Raw genomic sequence first — 20704 nt, 5'->3', positions numbered from 1 at the left:
GCACTTTTTGGGATGCGCTGTAATGGGCCGGATTGGCAGGCGCGAAGTCCTGCCGACCCGACCCTTTCCTGGGAGGAAACAGCGGGGGAACGACCTCTGATCGGAAGTGCGATGGAGGTCGTACTGTATCGATGAAACTGCAAGGAAAGCGGCAGTCCGAGGCTCGAAAGCCACGGACCACCCTGTTTTTTAGAAGAAGCCGAGCTTCTTCGGGCTGTAGCTCACCAGCATGTTCTTGGTCTGCTGGTAATGGTCGAGCATCTTGAGGTGGTTTTCACGACCGATACCCGACTGCTTATAGCCACCGAACGCCGCATGGGCCGGATAGGCGTGGTAGCAATTGGTCCAGACACGACCGGCCTGAATGGCGCGACCGAAGCGGTAGGCGCGCGTGCCGTCACGCGTCCACACACCGGCACCCAGACCATAAAGCGTGTCATTGGCAATCGAGAGCGCTTCGGCATCGTCCTCAAACGTCGTAACCGAAACAACAGGACCGAAGATTTCCTCCTGGAAAATCCGCATCTTGTTGGTGCCCTTGAACACAGTCGGCTTGACGTAATAGCCGCCTGCCAGATCACCGGCCAGCTCATTGCGCCCACCGCCCGTCAGCACTTCCGCGCCTTCCTGCTTGCCGATATCGATATAGCTCAGAATTTTTTCGAGCTGCTCGCTGGATGCCTGCGCACCGATCATGGTTGCCGGATCAAGCGGATCGCCCTGAACGATAGCCTCAACGCGCTTCAATGCGCGTTCCATGAACTTGTCGTATATCTTTTCATGGACCAGTGCACGGCTCGGGCAGGTACAGACTTCGCCCTGATTAAGCGCAAACATGACGAAGCCTTCGATAGCCTTGTCGAAGAAATCGTCATCTTCGGCCGTCACATCGGAGAAGAAGATATTTGGCGACTTGCCGCCCAGTTCCAGTGTGACTGGAATAAGGTTCTGGCTGGCATATTGCATGATGAGACGACCCGTCGTCGTTTCACCAGTAAAGGCGATCTTGGCAATGCGCGGGCTCGACGCCAGCGGCTTGCCTGCTTCAAGACCAAAGCCATTGACCACGTTGATGACGCCTGCTGGCAAAAGATCGCCAATCACTTCCATCAGAACAAGAATGGAAGCAGGTGTCTGTTCTGCAGGCTTCAGCACCACGCAGTTACCAGCGGCAAGTGCTGGTGCCAGCTTCCACACAGCCATCAGCAGCGGGAAGTTCCAAGGAATGATCTGGCCGACAACGCCGAGCGGTTCGTGGAAGTGATAGGCAACCGTGTCGTGATCGATTTCGGAAATGCCACCTTCCTGCGCGCGGATTGCACCCGCAAAGTAGCGGAAATGGTCGATTGCCAGCGGCAGGTCGGCATGAGTTGTTTCGCGGATTGGCTTGCCATTGTCCCATGTTTCAGCAGCAGCAAGCTTTGGCAGGTTTTCTTCAATGCGGTCTGCGATCTTGTTGAGGATCACAGCGCGTTCTGCCGGACTGGTTTTGCCCCATGCTTCTTTCGCTGCATGGGCTGCATCAAGTGCTGCATCGACATCAGCCGCATCGGAACGCGCGACTTCGCAGAGTACCTGACCATTGACCGGCGATGTGTTGTCGAAATAGCGGCCAGACTTGGGTTCAACCCATTTGCCGCCAATGAAATTGCCATAACGTTTGGCAAACTCCGGCTTTACGGAGCGATGAAATTCAACTTTGTTCATGACATTCCTCCCAAAAGACAACGCCGCTCCTACGGCGTTTCAAACATAATTTGGCGCGGCTCTTGGGAGGAGTCATCCAGCGCTTGATAGTATGCAGTATCAATGTGTCTCAATAATGAGACAGTTTGCAAAACCGAATTCAGATTTATCGCACCACCCAGTTTAAGCCCGCTTGCAGCGCGTGTCTTTTCCCAAAAATTAGCCCCTAATTCGGGAGATATATTTAATTAGGCCGGATGATCTTGAGGCGATTGAGCTTGCGGTGGAGCGTGGCCCGGCTGATGCCCAGCAGCTTGGCAGCGGACGAAACATTGCCGTCCACGCGCGCAATGGCGCGCAGAATAACGCCTCTCTCGGACTCCGCCATATCCTCACGCGGATCAGCGTTCCAGCCGAGAAGATCAGCCGCAGGCAAGGCTGTCAGAAGTGCTTCATCAGTCAGATCGAGCGAAAGGCGTGCAGCACGCGTGGCACCAATCACAAGGTCGTCCTTGTCGACAGCAATCAGCGCTCCGCCGGTACGGTCGGCACTTGGTGCCAATACGATACGCGCATCAGGAAATGCCTGCCGGAAATTCTCAGCCTCAATGCGGCGCGCGGCATCAATCACCGCGACCGAAATCAGCTGTACAAAGGCCTCGGTCAGATCGCTGCGGCAAGACGAGACATCGAGTGCCGCCATCAAGCGGCCCTGATGGTCATGAATGGGCGCGACTGTGCAGGAAAGCCCAATATTGCGTGTATGAAAATGCTGGTCGCGATGGATGGTCAGCGCACGTTGCTCGGCAATGCAGGTGCCGATGCCATTGGTGCCTTCAACCGCTTCGCTCCATACGGCACCCGTCCACAGACCCCAATCGTAAAACGTGTCGTCATCACCTGCTGCCCCCCGACGCTCGACTGGTACGCCTTCGCTGTCGGCCAAAAGCACGCAACAACCAACACCCCCAACCGCCATATAGAGGCGATCCATGCTGGCTTGTGCAATGCTAACCACCCGTTCCATACGCTGGCGGGCGGTTCGCAGTTCATGATCAGAGAGCGTTTGAACAGAGCCTGTTTCTGCGGGATCCAGTCCATAAAGACGTGCAGAACGGCGCCATGAAGCAACCAGCGCTGAGCGGGCGGCTCCTCCCGTCTCAATCTCGGAATGGATACGATCTGCGTGTATCCGGTCTTGCGGCGCACCCATGTTTTCCTCCCAGAAAGGCTGGAAACGGCCCACTGGAAAGATAATGACTTTTTATCGGACCGGTTGCAAGCGAGCCGTTACGCGACTTTGGCAGGTTGGACGAAAGTCTCAAGCGAAGAGACTTCAATCGCATTCATGCGCAGGCCAAGCTTGGTTCGGCGCCAGAGAATATCTTCCGCCGTATGCGCCCATTCGTGCTCCATGAGATAGCGTACTTCCGCCTCATAAAGATCAGCACCCAAATGTCGTCCAAGCTCCTCCAAAGATTTGGATTTACCCAGCAAAATACGTGCGCGTGTTCCATAGAGCTTAAACAGGCGACGGGCATGGAGGTGTGGCAAGAACGGATAATCAGCTTTCAGCTTTTCCAGTTCCTGATCAAAAGCCGTTGCCTCAAAATCACCACCTGGCAGAGACGCGGCATGGGTCCAAGGAGCACCTTTTTTGCCCAAGTGATGCTCGATCTTCTCAAGCATATGCTCGGCCAGCCTGCGCGCGGTGGTCAGCTTACCACCAAACACATTGATGAGCGGTGCAGCTCCCTGCGGCGCATCTTCTTTGAGCACATAATCGCGGGTTGCTTCCTGCGCCTTGCTTGCACCGTCATCATAGAGCGGACGCACGCCAGAATAGGTCCAGACAATATCTTCAATCCGCACCGGCTCGCGGAAATATTCGCTTGCCGCGGCGCAGAGATAATCGGTTTCCTTGTCGCTAATCGCAACCTTGGCGGGATCACCCTTGTAATCCTGGTCGGTGGTGCCAATCAGCGTAAAATCATCTTCGTAAGGAATAGCGAAGATGATGCGCCCGTCATTGTTCTGGAAGAAATAGGAGCGCGGATCGGAGAACTTTTTGCGCACCACGATATGGCTGCCTTGCACCAGACGCACATTATGCAACTGACGATCGCCTTCGACGCCCTCCAGCACTTTATCAGCCCATGGGCCGGCCGCATTGACCAGGAGACGCGAGCGAAACTCTTCGCGCAGACCTGTATCGATGTTTTCGAGCGTTACCGTCCATGCTTCATGGTCACGGCGGGCAGAGATAACCTTGGTGCGGGTGCGGATCATCGCGCCACGATCAGCAGCATCTCGTGCCGTCAGCGCAGTAAAGCGCGCATCGTCCACCCAGCAATCCGAATATTCGAAAGCCTTTGTGAAAAGTGGCTTGAGCGGTGCGCTCGAAGGATCGGTGCGCATATCGAGCGTACGCGTGGCTGGCAGCTTCTTGCGGCCACCGAGATGGTCATAAAGGAACAGGCCAAGGCGCAGTAACCAGGCAGGGCGCACGCCACCCTTGTGAAAGGGAAGCACAAAGCGCATCGGATGAATCAGATGCGGGGCATTGGCCCAAAGTACCTCGCGTTCCATCAGCGCTTCGCGCACCAGGCGAAATTCGTAATGCTCCAGATAGCGCAATCCGCCATGTATAAGCTTAGTGGCACGCGACGAGGTGCCGCTTGCCAGATCGTTCATCTCGGCAAGACCGACCGAAAAGCCACGGCCAACCGCGTCTCTTGCAATGCCGCATCCATTGATGCCGCCACCGATTACGAAAATATCAAAAATTTTATGCTGCGCCATGGCTAAACCTGAAGACCTCTCCAACCACCAAAGCGAATATAAGTCATTTCATACGAAAGTGAAACGAAAATGAAACGAAACTATGATTCTTTCTTTTCGTTCGGTTCGTCCTCAGCCGTCTCAATCAGTTCGACCTCGTTTTCGCGGCATAATTCCCGCAATTGCTGCGATGGGCAGCGGTCGGTAATAAAGGTATGAACCTGTGAGATATGGCCAAGACGGACAGGAGCGGTCCGTTCAAGTTTGGTTGAGTCGGTAACGAGAATGACGTGGCGCGCATTTGCGATGATCGCCTGTGCCACCTTCACTTCGCGGAAATCGAAATCGAGCAGCGCACCATCCTCATCCATCGCCGATGCACCGATGATTGCGTAATCGACCTTGAACTGCCGGATGAAATCGACGGCGGCCTCACCCACGATACCGCCATCAGACGCGCGTACCACACCGCCAGCGATGACGACCTCGATCTCCGGATAGACACGCAAAGTATTGGCTACATTGATGTTGTTGGTGATGACCATCAGATTATTGTGGTCGATCAACGCATGACTGACGGCCTCTGTTGTCGTGCCTATATTGATGAACAGCGATGCACCGTCAGGGATCATTTCAGCCGCAGCCCGACCGATCAGTTCCTTTTCATGCGCAGCAATGCGGCGGCGCGCCTCATATTCCATGTTCTCGACACCGGACGGATAGAGCGCCCCGCCATGAATACGGCGCAACAGACGCGCCTTGCAAAGATCGTTGAGATCCTTGCGCACAGTCTGCGGCGTTACATCGAACGCGCTCGCAAGATCATCGACGAGAACCTGCCCCTGTCGGCGGGCGATATCCAGAATTGCGTTGTGACGAGGGGTAAGCTGCATTTTGTTCCCGGCAATGGAATTATTCTAACAACAATTTCGTAATTTCGCTGTTTTGCAAGAGAAAGCAACCGCTTGATGACAAAACAGCCAGAAGCGCTGATCCAATGTAGCAATTTTCATCATAGTTTCCGGATTGCGCGCTGCACCATCTCACATTTAACGCCCGAGAGTCTTCAACTTGAGCAAGACGCCATAAACTTTGGTTTAGAAGCAAAACTAAGGAAATGGTTTCAAAGATCGAAATACACAAACGATAACAATATAGATTATCAACAACAAAAACCTTACACATTGTACGTAAAAGGTCATGCAATATTTATATTTCAAGAATCTTATTTTTCAATAATATAGAAATAATCCTTTTTGCACGCAAAATGGCAATAACAAAATAAATGATAATGGCGCCCTTATCATAATCAAAGCATGTGAAATGAAATAAAAGTCGAAGGGGTTGGCTATGTCTAAACTGGGTATCCTTTGCTTATCTGGCGCATTTATCCTCTTCGGAGGGGGTGCGTTCGCTCAAACTGTGAATGTGGACAACAATACAAACTCGTCATCGCAGGCCGGTGCTACCGCCATCGCCGTTGGAGGCGGCTCCGACTCGCCAAGTAAGATTAAAACGACGGTACCTGCCTTCGCGCCGGGACTTGTTGCAGCGGGTGTACATTCCTGCGCAGGCTCAACAAGTGCCGGCGTCGGCGCAACAGGCTGGGGCCTGGGCTTTGGCACAACATATGAAATGCGTGAATGCAACCGGCGGGCCTATGCGGCAGCACTTCTCGGAATGGGGCAAAATGCTGCCGCACTGGACCTGATCTGCCTCAACAAAGAGGTCAGAGCATCCCTGAATGCGACGGGCGTTTACTGTCCATCACAGGGCGCTGCAGCCCGTTCAGCATCGGTACAACGACAAACACGGCAGGCATCGCTTTTGGCGTCTGTTTCCAACGAAGAGCCAGCGGCAATCCCCGCAAGCTCAACCGGAACGACGGCATCACCACCAATTGCCAGCCGCAAGCGTACTTACTCGGCAAAGGCACTTGGCTTGAGTTCCGATCAACTGCGCGCCAAAGGATGCGTTCTGCGTACAACAGAAGGCAATAGCCGGGCCTGGCATTGTCCGGGACCGATTATGTAGATCTGGAGCGACTTAAAGCATCGGTTTGAAGCTTTTTTGAACCGATGCTTATTCACGAACCAATGATTGCTCCACGCGAACACACATCGCCGATACAGCCTTTTACTCATATGCAATGACCCGTCACCGAATGGGTAGCGGGGTATATCGTCGGGATATGCCTGGCAGAAGGGGTTTGACCCGATTTTGTCAGAACAGGAGGAGTTCATCGTGAAGAAAATCATCATCGCATCTATTGCACTTCTCGCGGCTGGCGCCTTGCCTGCTGCAGCACAAACGGTCAACTGGAATGGTAGTTTTGGGGGCGCCAGTGGCGCAGGTTCTGCCGTAACTGGCGGCTTCGCGTTTGGTGCAGGTTCGACTGCGGCAGGACAGGCTGCAACAACAGGCTGGGCGGAAGGAAAAGGCACAGTCGTCGGGCTTGGCGGCAAGATGGGCCATTACGGCGCAAGCGCCGGTATTGGTTCGGGCTATTTCACTTCCGGCTCCGGCGGTCAGACTGCGGCCATGGCGCAGTCGGGAACCGGGTTTTTCGGTGGCAGCTCAGCGGGCACCGCCTTTGGCACCACCTCTGGTGGGTCGTCCGGCAGCATTAGCCTTCGCCCCTGAATGGAGTTGGATCACATATCTGTTGAGCGAAAACCATCGTTCCAAAGGCTCGACAGACTATTCAACCAACTCAAATGACAGCAGCGGAAGACCGTTACGCCGCGTCCTTCCGCTCAGAAAAGAATGAGAGTCCCCTCAAAGGATACCCGCTCTCATTCTGTAGGGGCAGGTGAAAATCTGCCCCTACCCTTTCTTCTGAATATGCCGCAGGCTGTGAATTTTATGCGCCCTGAAAACTATAAAGCGCCGGCTGATCATGTCAGTCCGACGCTTCATAGATCCCAAAAATCACATATATGCATGCTGATTACGTTATTCTCCGCTGAACTTATTGCCGTACATCTTGTGAAGCTTACAAGCGACTTCGGTGCGATTTGCTGCACCTATCTTTCTCATAATATTATGAACATGGGCTTTGACTGTGCCTTCGCTCATGCCAAGTTCAAAAGCGATGATCTTGTTCGACTTCCCCACCCGGATCGCATGAACCACTTCGATCTCGCGCATGGTCAACAGTTCGCCCAGTACATCGTCGCTCATGTCCTCCGAAGGAGGTTTCATCAGCATGGACGCTGGCACATACATCCCACCCGCAAGTGCCAAATGAATGGCTTCAACGCAGATCTTGATATCGACTGATGTTGGAATATAGCCACGCGCACCGATCTCCATCGCGCGCAAAACCTGCGACCACTCCTCCCGCTCTGCCAGCAATACCAACGGGATCGGAGCCCAGGCCTTGATTGCCGCTTCCACTTCATCCGAGAAGAAGGGATCTGCCAAACGCTTGGAACCGATATGCATGAGCACAACAATAGCGCCATTCAGCGGCATGTTTCTATCGACTGACGCGAAGCTTACAACGGGCAGTTTAAGCCCATTCATCATGAGCCCGTTAAAGATACACTCTCGCTCCAGATTGCTTTTACAGACAAGCATAAGATGAGGCTCATCCTGCAAAGGCAATCCGGCTGCATATTCTCCGCCCTGCATCCGTTCATTTGCGACAATGGCAGATCCATCGCTCACACCGCTAGGTGATGCCCATGAGTACCGTTCTCTCATTTCCAACATTGCTTAGTATCCCCTGTTACTCAGGTTTGTATTCAACACAAAACACTAGTCATGCCAAAAACTGCGCTCGTTTATTAGGAATTTTATTGCTAATCCCGATGAACACTGGTCTAAATATTGCTATCATCAAATAAACGTGTCATTAACTTATGTTAGCACTTTATAAAAAAATGTACTCGCCATAAGAACGACTTCGGGAACAGAAGGTTATAGAGTCTATAACTTTCGTTGGGCATAGGCAGCGAATGCATAGTGGTAATCAGAACACCACCGCCCTGATGATCGACGGCCTGGTTAGTTTATTGGAATCCCCTCCAATTCTGGCCAAATTAAACGCGCAGGAAAAACAGTCCCTACAATCTCTCGTTCTTTCCGAGAGTAGCTATCCCGCCGATGCAGTGATTATTGAGCAGGGAGCCAGCATCAGGAGTATCCATCTGGTTCGTTCGGGATGGGGCTGTGTTTATCGAGACCTGTCGAGCGGGGAACGTCAAATTATAGACTTTCCCATGCGGTGCGATTTCGTGGGACTGAGAACCGGCGACGGTTACAGCTACAACACGATCAAATCGATTACCCCGATGTCGCTTTATGAAATACCACTGTCATCTCTCGAAGAAACAATCTGGCAAATCCCGCGCCTGAGCATGATTTTCATTGAGCTGCTTTCACGACAACGCTCCATGCTCATTGAACATCTGACAAATATTGGCTGCCGAAGTGCTTTTGTCCGTACTGCACATCTTTTACTGGAGCTGTCTGACCGCGTTAAATCATGCGGAATGGGTGATGCAGACTCGTTTTATTGCCCACTGACCCAGTATCAGCTTGCAGACGCACTGGGCCTGACGCCAATTCACCTTAATCGGATGATGCGCGAGCTTCGAGAGGAAGGTTTGGTGATGTTTCGATCTTACAAGGTCGAAATTCTCGACAGGCAACGGCTGGTCGAAATTGCAGAATATGACGGCCAATTCATGCGAATGTCCGTCTTCGACAAATCCATTTAAGCAATTATTCTAAGGGAGAAAATGGTCGGAGCGAGAGGATTCGAACCTCCGACCCCCTGATCCCAAATCAGGTGCGCTACCAGGCTGCGCTACGCTCCGTGACCATCAAAACCGAGACTCTGTGGTCTGGCTGTGAGCGGCTTATAGCGCCGCTGTTTTCAAGCCGCAAGGGGATCAAGCGGCTTTTTTTAAGCTATTTTGTAAGATCGTGTGTTTAGCTGGCTTATCGATGCGAAAGCAGTCTTATTTCAGGCAAAAACAGGTGCTTCCCCAGCACCGAAGGCAACGAAATCCGGGTTGGAAAAGCCTTTCACAGTTCCGTCAGAACGTGCGCCATAGATCATTGGCTTTCCGTCGAAAGTCGTCGTCATGCCACCGGCTGCACGCAGAACTGCGTCACCTGCTGCCGTATCCCACTCCATTGTCGGGCCAAAGCGTGGGTAGAGATCCGCCTCCCCGCGTGCGATCATGCAGAATTTGAGCGATGAACCTACAGACACGCATTTGCCACTGTGATTGAGTTTCAGGAACTCCTCGGTTTCAGATGTCAGATGGGACCGACTGCACACCACAACCTTTTCAGATGGCGCGATGCGAGCGGCAATCGGGCGCCTGCTTATAATCTGATGGTCGGCAGATGTTACCGCTTCCTGTGCACCCTCGCGGCTCCCCACATAAAGCAGGTTGCGCACAGGCGCATAGACAAGGCCTAGCACCGGCACTCCATCCTCAATAAGTGCGATATTCACCGTGAAATCGCCATTACGCAGCAGAAACTCGCGCGTACCATCAAGCGGATCGATCAGAAAGAATTTCCGGCCCAGACGTGCAGGCAGACGGCCTGCGGCCGCTTCTTCCTCGGCCACCACCGGAATGCTTGGTGCAACCGATGCAAGAGCAGACAGGATAATCGCTTCTGCCGCCTGATCCGCTTCCGTTACCGGCGACTGATCCTTCTTGGAATGGACCGCACAACCATCCGTGTAATGTTTGATAATGACGCGACCAGCCTCAAGGGCTGCATCCTCGAGAAGGCTCAGCAAAGCTTTGCCGTTCGGATCGGCTTTAGGGAAGGCTGCTGTTGTCATTTCTCAAATCGACCAGGAATCACTGCCAAAGCTGCCGATAACACCACGCTCGGCCAGATACTTTTCCACTTCTGCGACGAGTTCGTCAATGTCGCGACCTGCGGTGTTGAGATGCAGCTCCGGCGAAAGCGGTGCTTCATAGGGTGAGTCTATGCCTGTGAAAGCCTTGATCTCACCACGTAGAGCCTGCGCATAAAGCCCCTTTGGATCACGCGCCATGCATTCCTCAATCGGCGTATCGACGAAGATTTCGATGAATTCACTCTCCGGCAGACGCGACCGCACGCGGTCGCGTTCGGAACGGAACGGCGAAATGAACGAGACCAGCGCAATCAGCCCGGCATCGGCCATAAGACCCGCTACCTCGCCAACGCGGCGGATATTCTCGGCCCGGTCTTCATCAGAGAAACCAAGATCGCTGTTAAGGCCATGACGGACATTATCGCCATCCAGCAGATAGGTGTGCTTGCCAAGCGCATGAAGCCGCTGTTCAAGCCGATTGGCGATGGTGGATTTCCCCGAGGCGGACAAACCTGTGAACCAAAGCACAGCCGGTTTCTGGAATTTCTGCGCAGCCCGCGCCTGTTTGTCGAGATCGAAAGCCTGCAAATGCACATTCGTTGCCTGACGCAGTGCCTGATCGATCATGCCAGCACCCACCGTTGCATTGGTGAGCCGATCAATCAGCACGAAAGCACCCGTCACGCGATTGTCCGAATAGGGATCGAAAACGATCTGATCCGCTGTCTGAAGATGGCAGAGACCAACTTCATTGAGGTCAAGTCGTGTCGCTTCTTCCCGCGCAAATGTACTGACGTCAGTGCGGTATTTAATCTCGCTGATCGTCACCGGCGTCTGGTCGGTTTCGGTGCGCAGCAGATAGGAGCGCCCCGGCTGCAAGGCCTCTTCACCGAACCAGACGATGTTGGCGCTGAAACGATCCGCCACTTCCGGGCGCGCCTCTGCACCCACCAGCATGTTACCACGAGAGACCTCGATCTCGTCTTCGAGAACCAGCGTCACCGCCTGCCCTTCGGTTGCGCGAGCCAAATCGCCATCATAGGTAGCGATGCGCTTAACCTTCGATTGCTTGCCCGACTTTGCAACCACGACCGTATCGCCCTCGGCAATCGAGCCTGATGCAACCGTGCCTGCAAAACCACGGAAATCGAGGTTTGGCCGGTTCACATATTGCACCGGGAGGCGGAACGGCTTGCCGATACTATCCGCTTCAAGACGCACTGTTTCCAGATGTTCCAGCAGATAGGGGCCTTCATACCAGCCGATGCGCGATGAGGGGCTACTGACATTATCGCCGAAGCGTGCCGACAGCGGGATTGCCTGAATGCTGGCAAAGCCCAAATCTTTGGCGAAACTCATATAATCGGCAACAATACGATCAAAAGCATCTTTTGAGAAATCAACCAGATCGATCTTGTTGACGGCCACGACAATGTGCCGGATGCCCAACAGCGAAGCGATGAAGCTATGGCGGCGGGTCTGTGTCAGCACGCCCTGCCGCGCGTCGATTAGCACCACCGCAAGATCGGCCGTCGAAGCACCTGTCGCCATGTTGCGCGTATATTGCGCATGGCCCGGCGTGTCGGCCACGATGAACTTGCGGCGTGGGGTTGAGAAGAAGCGATAGGCCACATCAATAGTGATGCCCTGCTCGCGTTCGGCTTCCAGACCGTCGACCAGCAGCGCGAAGTCAAAATCGTCATCCGTGGTTCCGAATTTGCGGCTGTCGTTTTTCAGCGTCGCCAGCTGATCCTCAAAGATCAGCTTTGTGTCATAGAGAAGCCGCCCGATCAGCGTGGACTTACCATCATCGACCGAACCGCAGGTGAGAAAGCGGAGCAGCGTCTTGCGTTCCTGATCGGCGAGAAAATCGCTGACGGCTGCACTTGTTACAGAGGGCTTCAATACGGCGTTCATCAGAAATAGCCCTCACGCTTCTTCTTTTCCATTGAGCCCGCTTCATCACGGTCAATGGCACGGCCCTGCCGCTCGGAGGTTCGGGCGATCAGCATTTCTTCGACAATATCGGAGAGATTTGTGGCGCTTGATTCAATGGCACCCGTCAGCGGATAGCAGCCCAGTGTGCGGAAGCGCACCAGTCGTTCTTCCACCTTCTCACCGGGACGAAGCGTCATGCGGTCATCATCGAGTTTGATCAACATGCCGTCGCGCTCCACCACCGGGCGGGGAGCGGCAAAATAAAGCGGCACAATCGGGATATTTTCCTGCAGGATATACTGCCAGATATCGAGTTCGGTCCAGTTGGAAAGCGGGAACACGCGGATCGATTCACCGGCAGAAACGCGGGTATTATAAACCTTCCACATTTCCGGACGCTGGTTCTTCGGGTCCCAGCCGTGCTGCGCGTTTCGGAATGAAAAAATGCGCTCCTTGGCGCGGGATTTTTCCTCGTCGCGACGCGCACCGCCAAAGGCGGCATCAAACTTGTATTTATCAAGCGCCTGCCGCAAACCCACTGTCTTCATGACATGGGTATGGACGTTTGAGCCATGCGTGAATGGACCAACCCCATCGCGCACACCGTCTTCATTGATATGAACCAGCAGCTCAAAGCCCTTTTCGCGGGCTTGCTCATCGCGAAACTCGATCATCTCGCGGAATTTCCAGGTTGTATCGACATGCAGGAACGGAAATGGCGGAGGAGCCGGGTAAAACGCCTTCATCGCCAGATGCAGCATGACGGACGAATCCTTGCCCACTGAATACAGCATAACCGGGTTGGAGAAGGTCGCGGCAACTTCGCGGAAAATATGAATTGCTTCTGCTTCCAGACGCTGAAGATGCGTCAGGTTCTTGTTCAGGGATGCATGATGCACGTCGATATCTCCGGGAGGCCAGCTCAACTGGCTAAATCGCTGGTTTGCTATGACGCGCATTGTCATGAAAGGCAGGGCAAAAGGAAAAGTATGCTATCGCGTATTGCGAAACGCTTGAGCGAAAACTTGCCTGTTTTAAGCCAGATGGAGGAAGAAACTTGCGCCAAATCGAAAAGCCCGATTTTCGCCCAAGTTACGGAAAATACTACTAAAATTGTGGTATTAAGATAAATTTGCAGGGGTAAAACTTTTGTCTAAAAAGGGCTGGAGCATCCTTCGAACCATACCGTCGAAGAAATGATCAGCGCTACAGGAGGCCAAAAGTACGCGCCTTGGCGACGGCCTGCACCTTGTTGACCGCAACGAGTTTGGTGAGGACGTTGCTGATATGGAAATTCACAGTCCGGGTCGAGATATTGAGAATTGTGCCAATGATCTCGGCAGTCTTACCTTCGCTGGTCCAGCGCAGGATTTCGCGTTCACGCGCTGTGAGATTGACCTCTGCCACACAATTGATGCTCGGAACATCAAGATGCTCGTACATAGCAAGATGCAGAAGGTTGGTTACAATCTGCATCTGCCGACGCAGCATCGAAACTTCGCCATCTGACAAAGCTGGTTTATCGCGAAGGAATGTGAGTACGCCAAAGACGCCCTGCGCGGCCCAGCACGGCTGAGAAATACCTGCCCTCAAGCCAAAGCCTTGTGCGTCCGCCCATATTTGCGGAGCATCGGCAAACTGTCGTGCCGACCAAACGAGCGGATCTATGCTGTTCATCCCGCGCTTGAGAATTGGGTCGATTTCGGCATATTTTTTTGTGGCATAATGCTCCCGCCAGCCTTCCGGCAATGTTTCAAAACGCAACCACCGCGCGACACTGTTCAATGAGGGCACACACATAACGTAGGAAACATACTGAAACCCGATTGCTTCCGCATAAGAACAAACGTGTTCAAATGAATTATCTGCGTTGTCGGATATTTGTATTCTTTCGTATAAATCTTCCCATTTCATTGCATAAATCCCAACATTGTTCCTATGAAGCAATATTTACTCTGAAAAACGCAGCAATCAGGCACAATCCGGCATCAGTACATTGCCAGAAAAACAAATATAAACTTTGAAGGATTCTATGGCGCCGGAATCCGGGAATTCAAATCATCGACCACCAAACCGTGAGCCACCTGTATTACATAACACATGATTCCAGGGGCATCCACCGATAATGATTTCAGGATAATCCGGCCTTTTTACAAAACACATACTTATTCATATTGAATATAATTTTAGTAAATTAAGTATAAAAGCCCCGCAATGCGGGGCTTTTATATGAGCGTAATTTAGCAACAATTTATGCAGCAGCTTCAACCGGCTCCGGTGCCTGACCGGGAATGTAGTTGAGGATCGGCCCAAGCCAGCGCTCGACCTCCTCAACGCTCATGCCCTTGCGGTTCGCGTAATCTTCGACCTGATCACGCTCGACCTTGGCAACGCCGAAATAATAGCTTTCCGGATGGCCGATATAGAGGCCCGACACGGACGAACCCGGCCACATGGAATAGCTTTCCGTCAGTTCGACGCCGGTTTGCGCTGTGGCATCCAGCAGCTCGAACAAGGTCTTCTTTTCGGTGTGGTCAGGCTGCGCCGGATAACCCGGTGCCGGACGGATACCCGCATAACGCTCGTGGATCAGATCATCATTCGACAGATCTTCACCCGGCGCATAGCCCCAGAACTCGTTGCGAACGCGCTGATGCATCAGTTCGGCGAAGGCTTCTGCGAAGCGGTCAGCCAGTGCCTTCACGAGAATGGACGAGTAATCGTCATTGGCCCGCTCGAAACGTTCGGCAATTGCCACTTCCTCGATACCCGCCGTGACGACGAAGCCACCGACATAGTCCTGCTTGCCGCTATCGGCTGGCGCAACAAAATCGGACATAGCGACATTCGGACGACCATCACGTTTTGACAATTGCTGACGCAGCGTGAAGAAGGTTGCGAGTTCTTCCTTGCGGCTTTCATCGGTAAAGAGACGAATATCGTCGCCCACCGTATTGGCAGGCCAGAAACCGATTATGCCACGCGGTGCAAACCACTTCTCGTCAATGATCTTTGCGAGCATAGCCTGCGCATCCGCCCAGAGCTGACGCGCTGCCTCACCCTGCTTCTCATCTTCGAGAATAGCCGGGTAACGGCCCTTCATCTCCCATGTCTGGAAGAATGGCGTCCAGTCGATATAGCGCGCAATCTCTGCGAGATCGTAGTTCTCGAATGTTTTGGTGCCAAGGAATGTCGGCTTTGGCGGTGTGTAGGCGTCCCAGTCGAGCTTGTGGGCGTTTTCTCGCGCACGAGCCAGTGGCAGACGCTTCTTTTCTGCCTCATTGCGGGCGTGAGCTGCCGCAACCTTGGCATATTCCTCACGGATGCCCTCGACATAAGCGCCCTTGTTTTCAGGCGACAACAGATTGGAAACAACACCCACCGCACGGCTGGCATCGATCACGTAGACCGCCTGTCCCTGCTCATAACGCGGATGGATTTTCACCGCAGTATGCACACGGCTGGTCGTAGCGCCACCGATCAGCAGCGGCACGTTGAAGCCTTCGCGCTCCATTTCAGCCGCCACATGCACCATCTCGTCCAGCGATGGTGTGATAAGTCCTGAAAGACCAATCACATCGACATTTTCAGCGCGAGCCGTATGGAGAATTTTCTGTGTTGGCACCATCACGCCAAGATCGATGATCTCGTAATTGTTACAGGCGAGAACCACGCCGACAATGTTCTTGCCGATGTCGTGCACGTCGCCCTTCACAGTGGCCATCAGTACCTTACCGGCACTCTGGCGACCTTCACCGCCATTCAGGCGCTTTTCTTCTTCCATGTAAGGCAGAAGCACAGCAACAGCCTGCTTCATCACGCGGGCAGACTTGACCACCTGCGGCAAGAACATTTTGCCTGAGCCAAACAGATCGCCCACCACATTCATACCAGCCATCAGCGGGCCTTCGATGACATGCAGCGGACGCGCAGCCGCCTGACGCGCTTCTTCGGTATCTGCTTCAATATATTCAGTAATGCCGTTGACGAGCGCATGAGAAAGCCGCTTTTCAACCGGCCATTCGCGCCAGCTCAAATCCTGCGCCTTGGCTTCCTTGGTACCGCTGTCACGGAAACGTTCTGCAATTTCGAGCAGCCGTTCGGTCGCATCATCGCGACGGTTCAGCACCACATCTTCGCAGGCTTCACGCAGTTCTGGATCAATCGTGTCATAGACCGCCAGCTGGCCGGCATTGACGATACCCATATCCATGCCAACCTGAATGGCATGATAAAGGAAGACAGCGTGCATCGCTTCGCGCACCGGCTCATTACCGCGGAACGAGAAGGACAGGTTTGATACCCCGCCCGAAATATGGACGTGCGGCAGTGTTTCGGTGATCTTGCGCGTCGCTTCGATGAAATCGACACCGTAATTATTATGCTCGTCAATGCCGGTCGCGACCGCAAAGACATTCGGATCGAAGATGATGTCTTCCGGCGGGAAGCCAACCTGCTCGGTCAGAATCTTGTAAGCGCGGGTACAGATTTCGACCTTGCGCTCTTCCGTGTCGGCCTGTCCCGTTTCGTCAAATGCCATGATGACAACTGCAGCACCATAGGCACGCACCAGACGCGCATGATGCAGGAAGGCTTCTTCGCCTTCTTTGAGCGAAATCGAGTTGACGATCGGCTTGCCCTGAACGCATTTCAGGCCAGCTTCGATCACTTCCCATTTGGAGCTGTCGATCATCACCGGAACGCGCGCGATATCCGGCTCTGCCGCGATCAGGTTGAGATATTCAACCATGATCTTCTGGCTGTCGATCAGACCTTCATCCATGTTGATGTCGATGATCTGTGCGCCGTTTTCCACCTGATCACGCGCCACATCAAGCGCAGTCGAATAATCGCCAGCCTTAATGAGCTTACGGAAACGGGCGGAGCCGGTAACGTTCGTCCGCTCGCCGACATTGACGAAAGGAATATCCTTGGTCAGCGTGAATGGCTCGAGGCCCGACAGACGCATCAGCGGCGGCACCTTGACCGGCTTGCGCGGTGGATGCTTGGCGACAGCAGCGGCTATTGCACGGATATGCTCCGGCGTCGAACCACAGCAACCGCCCACCACATTGACGAGGCCTTCGCGTGCAAAGTGCTCAATTTGGGCTGCCATAGCTTCCGGGCTTTCGTCATACTGGCCGAACTCGTTTGGCAGGCCAGCATTCGGATAGGCGCAGACAAATGTATCGGCAATGCCAGCGATTTCGGCGAGATGTTCGCGCATTGCATTGGCACCGAGTGCGCAATTAAGCCCGATGGTGAAAGGCTTGGCATGGCGCAGTGAATACCAGAACGCCGTTGGCGTCTGACCAGAAAGCGTGCGGCCTGAAAGATCGGTGATCGTGCCGGAAATCATCACCGGCAGATGCACGCCCTTCTCAATGAACACTTCTTCAGCCGCAAAGACAGCTGCCTTGGCGTTCAGCGTATCGAAGATCGTCTCAATGAGAATAATGTCGGAGCCACCATCGATCAGCCCGCGGATCTGATCGGCATAGGCAATACGCAGATCGTCAAAAGTGACGGCACGATAACCGGGATTGTTGACATCCGGCGACAGTGAAGCGGTACGGTTTGTTGGCCCCAACGCACCTGCAACAAAGCGGCGGCGACCATCTTTCTGCTGCGCACGGATTGCTGCGCGACGGGCTAGGCGCGCGCCATCACGGTTCAGCTCATAGACGGCATCTTCCATACCGTAATCGGCCTGCGCGATGGTCGTCGATGAGAATGTGTTGGTTTCCAGAATGTCAGCACCGGCCATAGCATAGGCATAATGAATTTCTTCAATCGCCTTTGGCTGGGTCAGTGTGAGAAGGTCGTTGTTGCCCTGAAGCTGGCAATCGCATGAACCGAAACGCTCGCCGCGAAAATGCTCTTCGTGAAAGCCCAGGCCCTGGATCTGCGTACCCATGGCCCCGTCGAGAATCAGAATGCGCTCACTTGCGGCTTTGGTCAGTGCTGCAAGCACTTCCGAACCGTCCGGCTTTGCTGCCGTTGAACCAAAAAGATTATCGAGGGAAGACGTCATAGGGGATTACCGCCTGTATTATAGAGCATTCCCAGTTTATTTTGGGTCGTTGGAAAAGCTCTATCTATTTGTTCAACGCACATCTTGTTCCGAAAACCGTTTCACACTTCTCGGGATGCACTCCAATACGCTTCATCGCTACAGCACCGCCCGAAATCCGCAAAGGATTTTCTGATAATGCGATGCGCAGATTGCCTTATTGAGCGCACGTTTGATCGCTCTTAGCGAACGCGTAGCGCACAAGACCCGCTTAATGACATAAACATATCTTTATGTCAATTCTGATAGAGTAATTTCGATCGCTGTTCGCGCCTTCACCCAACTGTTGCCAGCGCGAAGAAAAAGTGAGCTTTCCCAGCCACCTACCCGCCACAATGCGGGATCAAAATCGCCTTAGGGACGTTGATAACAAAGCCACTTTATTAGGGAGAAACCAATGAAGAGATTTGCATCTTCCTTCGTCGCAGCGTGTCTGTCACTTGGCATAGGCGTACCTGCCATAACCGCTAGCGCCAATGCAGCGCAACCGACGGCACTGATAGCCCCCGCCGTCAGCCATGGTGCACAGGCACCGGTCGAAAATGTTCAATATTACGACTATCGTGGAGACAGACGTGGCTGGCGTCACCATCATCCACGATATCGCGATGGCTATAGGCACTACAGGCCGCACTACCGGAATTGGGGGCCACCACCACGCTATCGTCATCACCCACCACGTTATCGCCCTGCCCCGGTATATCGCGGTGGTGGCAATGCACATGTACGCTGGTGCTATAACCGTTATCGGTCATATCGGGCTTACGACAATACGTTCCAGCCCAATTACGGCCCACGTCGCCAGTGCTATTCGCCCTATATTTAAAGCATGTCTCCCAAACGGTGATACCGATTTTGGGATGAAGACATGCAATAAAATAATAAAGCCCCGGAAATCCGGGGCTTTTTCATAACGATATGTCGTGAAAATCAGGTTACGAAAGCGCCAATCGAAGCTGCGACCAGGCCGATGGCTACAGCGATCATCACGCCATAAACGCGAGGCTTATCGAAAAGCACGGCAAAAGCAGAGAACCAGCCCACCACCGCCGCACCCAGCGCGAAAAGGAAACCGGGCTTGTCGCCGTGGTAAAGATTGGCCGCCATCAGCGCACCGACAATCAGCGCACCAAAAACGATCATCAGCCCTGTGGCATAGCGTTCGTAATCGTCCATCTAAATTTCCTCGTTCCGATCACATCAAATACGCGACGGAAGATATCTCTCAATCATTTGGCCATTTGAAGACATGACCAGCTGTCATGTTCCATGGCGGGTTGTTCTCACACAATCACTATTTTCGCCGTTCTTCAACCATTTCGCTGCAATTGTTGCGACTGATCACAGAGTCGTTGCCGCAAAGCCGCGAAGATGGTGCTATATTACCGCTCATGGATTCGACCGGCATCAGCACTTTCGACACAACTATTGGCCCCTGCGGGATCGCCTGGCATGCCGGTAAAATTATCGGCGTGGAGATTGGTGATGCCGACGAAAACGAAACGCGCTATCGGCTTCAGTCACGCTTTTCGGACACGGAAGCATTGAACCCACCCACCTATGTCAGCGAAGCGATAGACAAGGTTCGCGTGCTGCTTGATGGCGGCGATCCGGATTTCTCGCAAACACCGCTGGCGCTTGATTCGGTGCCAGACCTCAACAGACAGGTCTATGAAATCCTTCTCGAGTTGAAAGCGGGCGAGACCATCACTTATGGCGCAATCGCGCGCAGGCTTGGGGATGTCAGTCTTTCGCAGGCAGTGGGCTATGCGCTTGGCAAAAATCCGTTTCCGATCATTGTCCCCTGCCATCGGGTTTTGGGCTCCAATGGCAAGGTTGGCGGTTTTTCGGCCGCGGGTGGCACGGCGACCAAGCTACGCCTGCTCAACATCGAACGCGCGAGAACATCGCTAGAGCCGGATTTGTTCGGCGGTCTGCCTTTGCAGGCACGACCAGAGGCTGAATAATCAGCCCTTGTCGGTCACGACATCAGCGGAGAAGCGCAGCTCACGCATAGGGCGCACATATTGCGTGGATGCGTCATAGGTCGGATGATTTTTGTAAGCGAAAAGCGCTTCTTCATCCTTGAACTCCGCATAGACAACAAGATCAATCGCGTTGCCCATCGGGTCGACCTTGGAATTCGGCAGAACTTCAAACACGTCGGAATAAGGAATGGTGCCCAACTGCTCCAAGCCCTTGCGGACGACATCGATGTCCTGATCTGGCTTGACGCTGAAGAAAACAATGTGGCGGATCACGTCTCGTCTCCAAATCCAGAGCGGTTCGGGTCAACATGAACCTTTGACCGCTCCATATTTTTTTGTGACGCATTATCCGACGCAAAACCGCTTCGCACTTTTGCTGGAAATGCTTTGACGCGTATCTAC

General features: G+C 53.5%; 17 protein-coding genes and 1 tRNA gene. 5 read left to right on the top strand and 13 right to left on the bottom strand.

The annotated features are described in order from the left end of the window. Nucleotides 1-189: 189 nt before the first annotated feature. From adh to QSJ70_RS14640, 4 genes are all read right to left on the bottom strand, one after another. Nucleotides 190-1707 (bottom strand): aldehyde dehydrogenase, encoded by a 1518-nt coding sequence (adh, locus tag QSJ70_RS14655; RefSeq protein WP_285537436.1) that lies wholly within the window; start codon nucleotides 1705-1707, stop codon nucleotides 190-192. Between the two features lie 223 nt (nucleotides 1708-1930). After that, on the bottom strand, nucleotides 1931-2899 hold the full coding sequence (locus QSJ70_RS14650) for a GAF domain-containing protein (protein WP_007873364.1): 969 nt from the start codon (nucleotides 2897-2899) through the stop codon (nucleotides 1931-1933). 77 nt (nucleotides 2900-2976) lie between these two features. After that, nucleotides 2977-4488: a glycerol-3-phosphate dehydrogenase gene (glpD, locus tag QSJ70_RS14645; protein WP_285537433.1), complete on the bottom strand. Its 1512-nt coding sequence runs from the start codon at nucleotides 4486-4488 to the stop codon at nucleotides 2977-2979. 80 nt (nucleotides 4489-4568) lie between these two features. Next, complete coding sequence (locus QSJ70_RS14640) at nucleotides 4569-5360, bottom strand: DeoR/GlpR family DNA-binding transcription regulator (RefSeq protein ID WP_007873360.1); 792 nt, start codon at nucleotides 5358-5360, stop codon at nucleotides 4569-4571. Nucleotides 5361-5817: 457 nt separating this feature from the next. On the opposite strand from QSJ70_RS14640, the gene QSJ70_RS14635 reads away from it, so the two are divergent. After that, a complete protein-coding gene (locus tag QSJ70_RS14635) occupies nucleotides 5818-6501 on the top strand; it encodes a hypothetical protein (RefSeq protein WP_215775961.1) in 684 nt (227 codons plus the stop codon). A gap of 210 nt (nucleotides 6502-6711) precedes the next feature. Next, on the top strand, nucleotides 6712-7110 hold the full coding sequence (locus tag QSJ70_RS14630) for a hypothetical protein (protein ID WP_007873357.1): 399 nt from the start codon (nucleotides 6712-6714) through the stop codon (nucleotides 7108-7110). Between the two features lie 312 nt (nucleotides 7111-7422). Here QSJ70_RS14630 and QSJ70_RS14625 read toward each other — a convergent pair whose 3' ends face one another. After that, the gene (locus QSJ70_RS14625; protein ID WP_079211432.1) at nucleotides 7423-8184 is read right to left on the bottom strand and encodes a helix-turn-helix transcriptional regulator; all 762 of its coding nucleotides are present in this window, start codon (nucleotides 8182-8184) and stop codon (nucleotides 7423-7425) included. A 245-nt stretch (nucleotides 8185-8429) separates the two neighbouring features. Between QSJ70_RS14625 and QSJ70_RS14620 the strand changes: the two genes are divergently transcribed. Next, the gene (locus tag QSJ70_RS14620) at nucleotides 8430-9194 is read left to right on the top strand and encodes a Crp/Fnr family transcriptional regulator (protein ID WP_064320089.1); all 765 of its coding nucleotides are present in this window, start codon (nucleotides 8430-8432) and stop codon (nucleotides 9192-9194) included. Between the two features lie 22 nt (nucleotides 9195-9216). On the opposite strand, the gene QSJ70_RS14615 is transcribed toward QSJ70_RS14620, so the two are convergent. The 6 genes from QSJ70_RS14615 to metH form a co-directional block, all read right to left on the bottom strand. Continuing rightward, a tRNA-Pro gene (locus QSJ70_RS14615) sits at nucleotides 9217-9293 on the bottom strand. Between the two features lie 149 nt (nucleotides 9294-9442). Then, entirely contained in the window at nucleotides 9443-10282 is an 840-nt protein-coding gene (cysQ, locus tag QSJ70_RS14610; protein ID WP_285537429.1) for a 3'(2'),5'-bisphosphate nucleotidase CysQ, read from the bottom strand. Between the two features lie 3 nt (nucleotides 10283-10285). Then, the gene (cysN, locus tag QSJ70_RS14605) at nucleotides 10286-12220 is read right to left on the bottom strand and encodes a sulfate adenylyltransferase subunit CysN (RefSeq protein ID WP_285537427.1); all 1935 of its coding nucleotides are present in this window, start codon (nucleotides 12218-12220) and stop codon (nucleotides 10286-10288) included. Further along, nucleotides 12220-13140 (bottom strand): sulfate adenylyltransferase subunit CysD, encoded by a 921-nt coding sequence (gene cysD / locus QSJ70_RS14600; protein ID WP_285537425.1) that lies wholly within the window; start codon nucleotides 13138-13140, stop codon nucleotides 12220-12222. The genes cysN and cysD overlap by 1 nt, the downstream gene beginning before the upstream one ends. A gap of 307 nt (nucleotides 13141-13447) precedes the next feature. Further along, nucleotides 13448-14155: a LuxR family transcriptional regulator gene (locus QSJ70_RS14595; RefSeq protein WP_285537424.1), complete on the bottom strand. Its 708-nt coding sequence runs from the start codon at nucleotides 14153-14155 to the stop codon at nucleotides 13448-13450. Between the two features lie 337 nt (nucleotides 14156-14492). After that, nucleotides 14493-18275 (bottom strand): methionine synthase, encoded by a 3783-nt coding sequence (gene metH / locus QSJ70_RS14590; protein ID WP_285537423.1) that lies wholly within the window; start codon nucleotides 18273-18275, stop codon nucleotides 14493-14495. A gap of 436 nt (nucleotides 18276-18711) precedes the next feature. Between metH and QSJ70_RS14585 the strand changes: the two genes are divergently transcribed. Continuing rightward, nucleotides 18712-19140 (top strand): BA14K family protein, encoded by a 429-nt coding sequence (locus tag QSJ70_RS14585; RefSeq protein WP_285537421.1) that lies wholly within the window; start codon nucleotides 18712-18714, stop codon nucleotides 19138-19140. 104 nt (nucleotides 19141-19244) lie between these two features. On the opposite strand, the gene QSJ70_RS14580 is transcribed toward QSJ70_RS14585, so the two are convergent. Beyond that, nucleotides 19245-19490 carry a hypothetical protein gene (locus tag QSJ70_RS14580; protein WP_007873334.1) on the bottom strand — a complete coding sequence of 82 codons (246 nt, stop codon included), beginning with the start codon at nucleotides 19488-19490 and terminating at the stop codon, nucleotides 19245-19247. Nucleotides 19491-19705: 215 nt separating this feature from the next. On the opposite strand from QSJ70_RS14580, the gene QSJ70_RS14575 reads away from it, so the two are divergent. Next, on the top strand, nucleotides 19706-20281 hold the full coding sequence (locus tag QSJ70_RS14575; RefSeq protein ID WP_285537699.1) for a methylated-DNA--[protein]-cysteine S-methyltransferase: 576 nt from the start codon (nucleotides 19706-19708) through the stop codon (nucleotides 20279-20281). Here the strand turns inward: QSJ70_RS14575 and QSJ70_RS14570 are convergent, their stop codons facing one another. Beyond that, nucleotides 20282-20575 carry a Dabb family protein gene (locus QSJ70_RS14570; RefSeq protein WP_007873331.1) on the bottom strand — a complete coding sequence of 98 codons (294 nt, stop codon included), beginning with the start codon at nucleotides 20573-20575 and terminating at the stop codon, nucleotides 20282-20284. Nucleotides 20576-20704 lie beyond the last annotated feature (129 nt).

The organism is Brucella sp. NBRC 12950 (genome assembly GCF_030268145.1).
In the GTDB taxonomy this organism is placed as follows: Bacteria; Pseudomonadota; Alphaproteobacteria; order Rhizobiales; family Rhizobiaceae; genus Brucella.
This window is presented reverse-complemented; position numbering and strand designations above follow the sequence as displayed.

Excerpts from the sequence above, each read along its gene's own strand:
- adh (WP_285537436.1), bottom strand. The coding sequence starts at position 1,707 with ATGAACAAAGTTGAATTTCATCGCTCCGTAAAGCCGGAGTTTGCCAAA.
- QSJ70_RS14650 (WP_007873364.1), bottom strand. The coding sequence starts at position 2,899 with ATGGGTGCGCCGCAAGACCGGATACACGCAGATCGTATCCATTCCGAG.
- glpD (WP_285537433.1), bottom strand. The coding sequence starts at position 4,488 with ATGGCGCAGCATAAAATTTTTGATATTTTCGTAATCGGTGGCGGCATC.
- QSJ70_RS14640 (WP_007873360.1), bottom strand. The coding sequence starts at position 5,360 with ATGCAGCTTACCCCTCGTCACAACGCAATTCTGGATATCGCCCGCCGA.
- QSJ70_RS14635 (WP_215775961.1), top strand. The coding sequence starts at position 5,818 with ATGTCTAAACTGGGTATCCTTTGCTTATCTGGCGCATTTATCCTCTTC.
- QSJ70_RS14625 (WP_079211432.1), bottom strand. The coding sequence starts at position 8,184 with ATGTTGGAAATGAGAGAACGGTACTCATGGGCATCACCTAGCGGTGTG.
- QSJ70_RS14620 (WP_064320089.1), top strand. The coding sequence starts at position 8,430 with ATGCATAGTGGTAATCAGAACACCACCGCCCTGATGATCGACGGCCTG.
- cysQ (WP_285537429.1), bottom strand. The coding sequence starts at position 10,282 with ATGACAACAGCAGCCTTCCCTAAAGCCGATCCGAACGGCAAAGCTTTG.
- cysN (WP_285537427.1), bottom strand. The coding sequence starts at position 12,220 with ATGAACGCCGTATTGAAGCCCTCTGTAACAAGTGCAGCCGTCAGCGAT.
- QSJ70_RS14595 (WP_285537424.1), bottom strand. The coding sequence starts at position 14,155 with ATGAAATGGGAAGATTTATACGAAAGAATACAAATATCCGACAACGCA.
- metH (WP_285537423.1), bottom strand. The coding sequence starts at position 18,275 with ATGACGTCTTCCCTCGATAATCTTTTTGGTTCAACGGCAGCAAAGCCG.
- QSJ70_RS14585 (WP_285537421.1), top strand. The coding sequence starts at position 18,712 with ATGAAGAGATTTGCATCTTCCTTCGTCGCAGCGTGTCTGTCACTTGGC.
- QSJ70_RS14580 (WP_007873334.1), bottom strand. The coding sequence starts at position 19,490 with ATGGACGATTACGAACGCTATGCCACAGGGCTGATGATCGTTTTTGGT.
- QSJ70_RS14575 (WP_285537699.1), top strand. The coding sequence starts at position 19,706 with ATGGATTCGACCGGCATCAGCACTTTCGACACAACTATTGGCCCCTGC.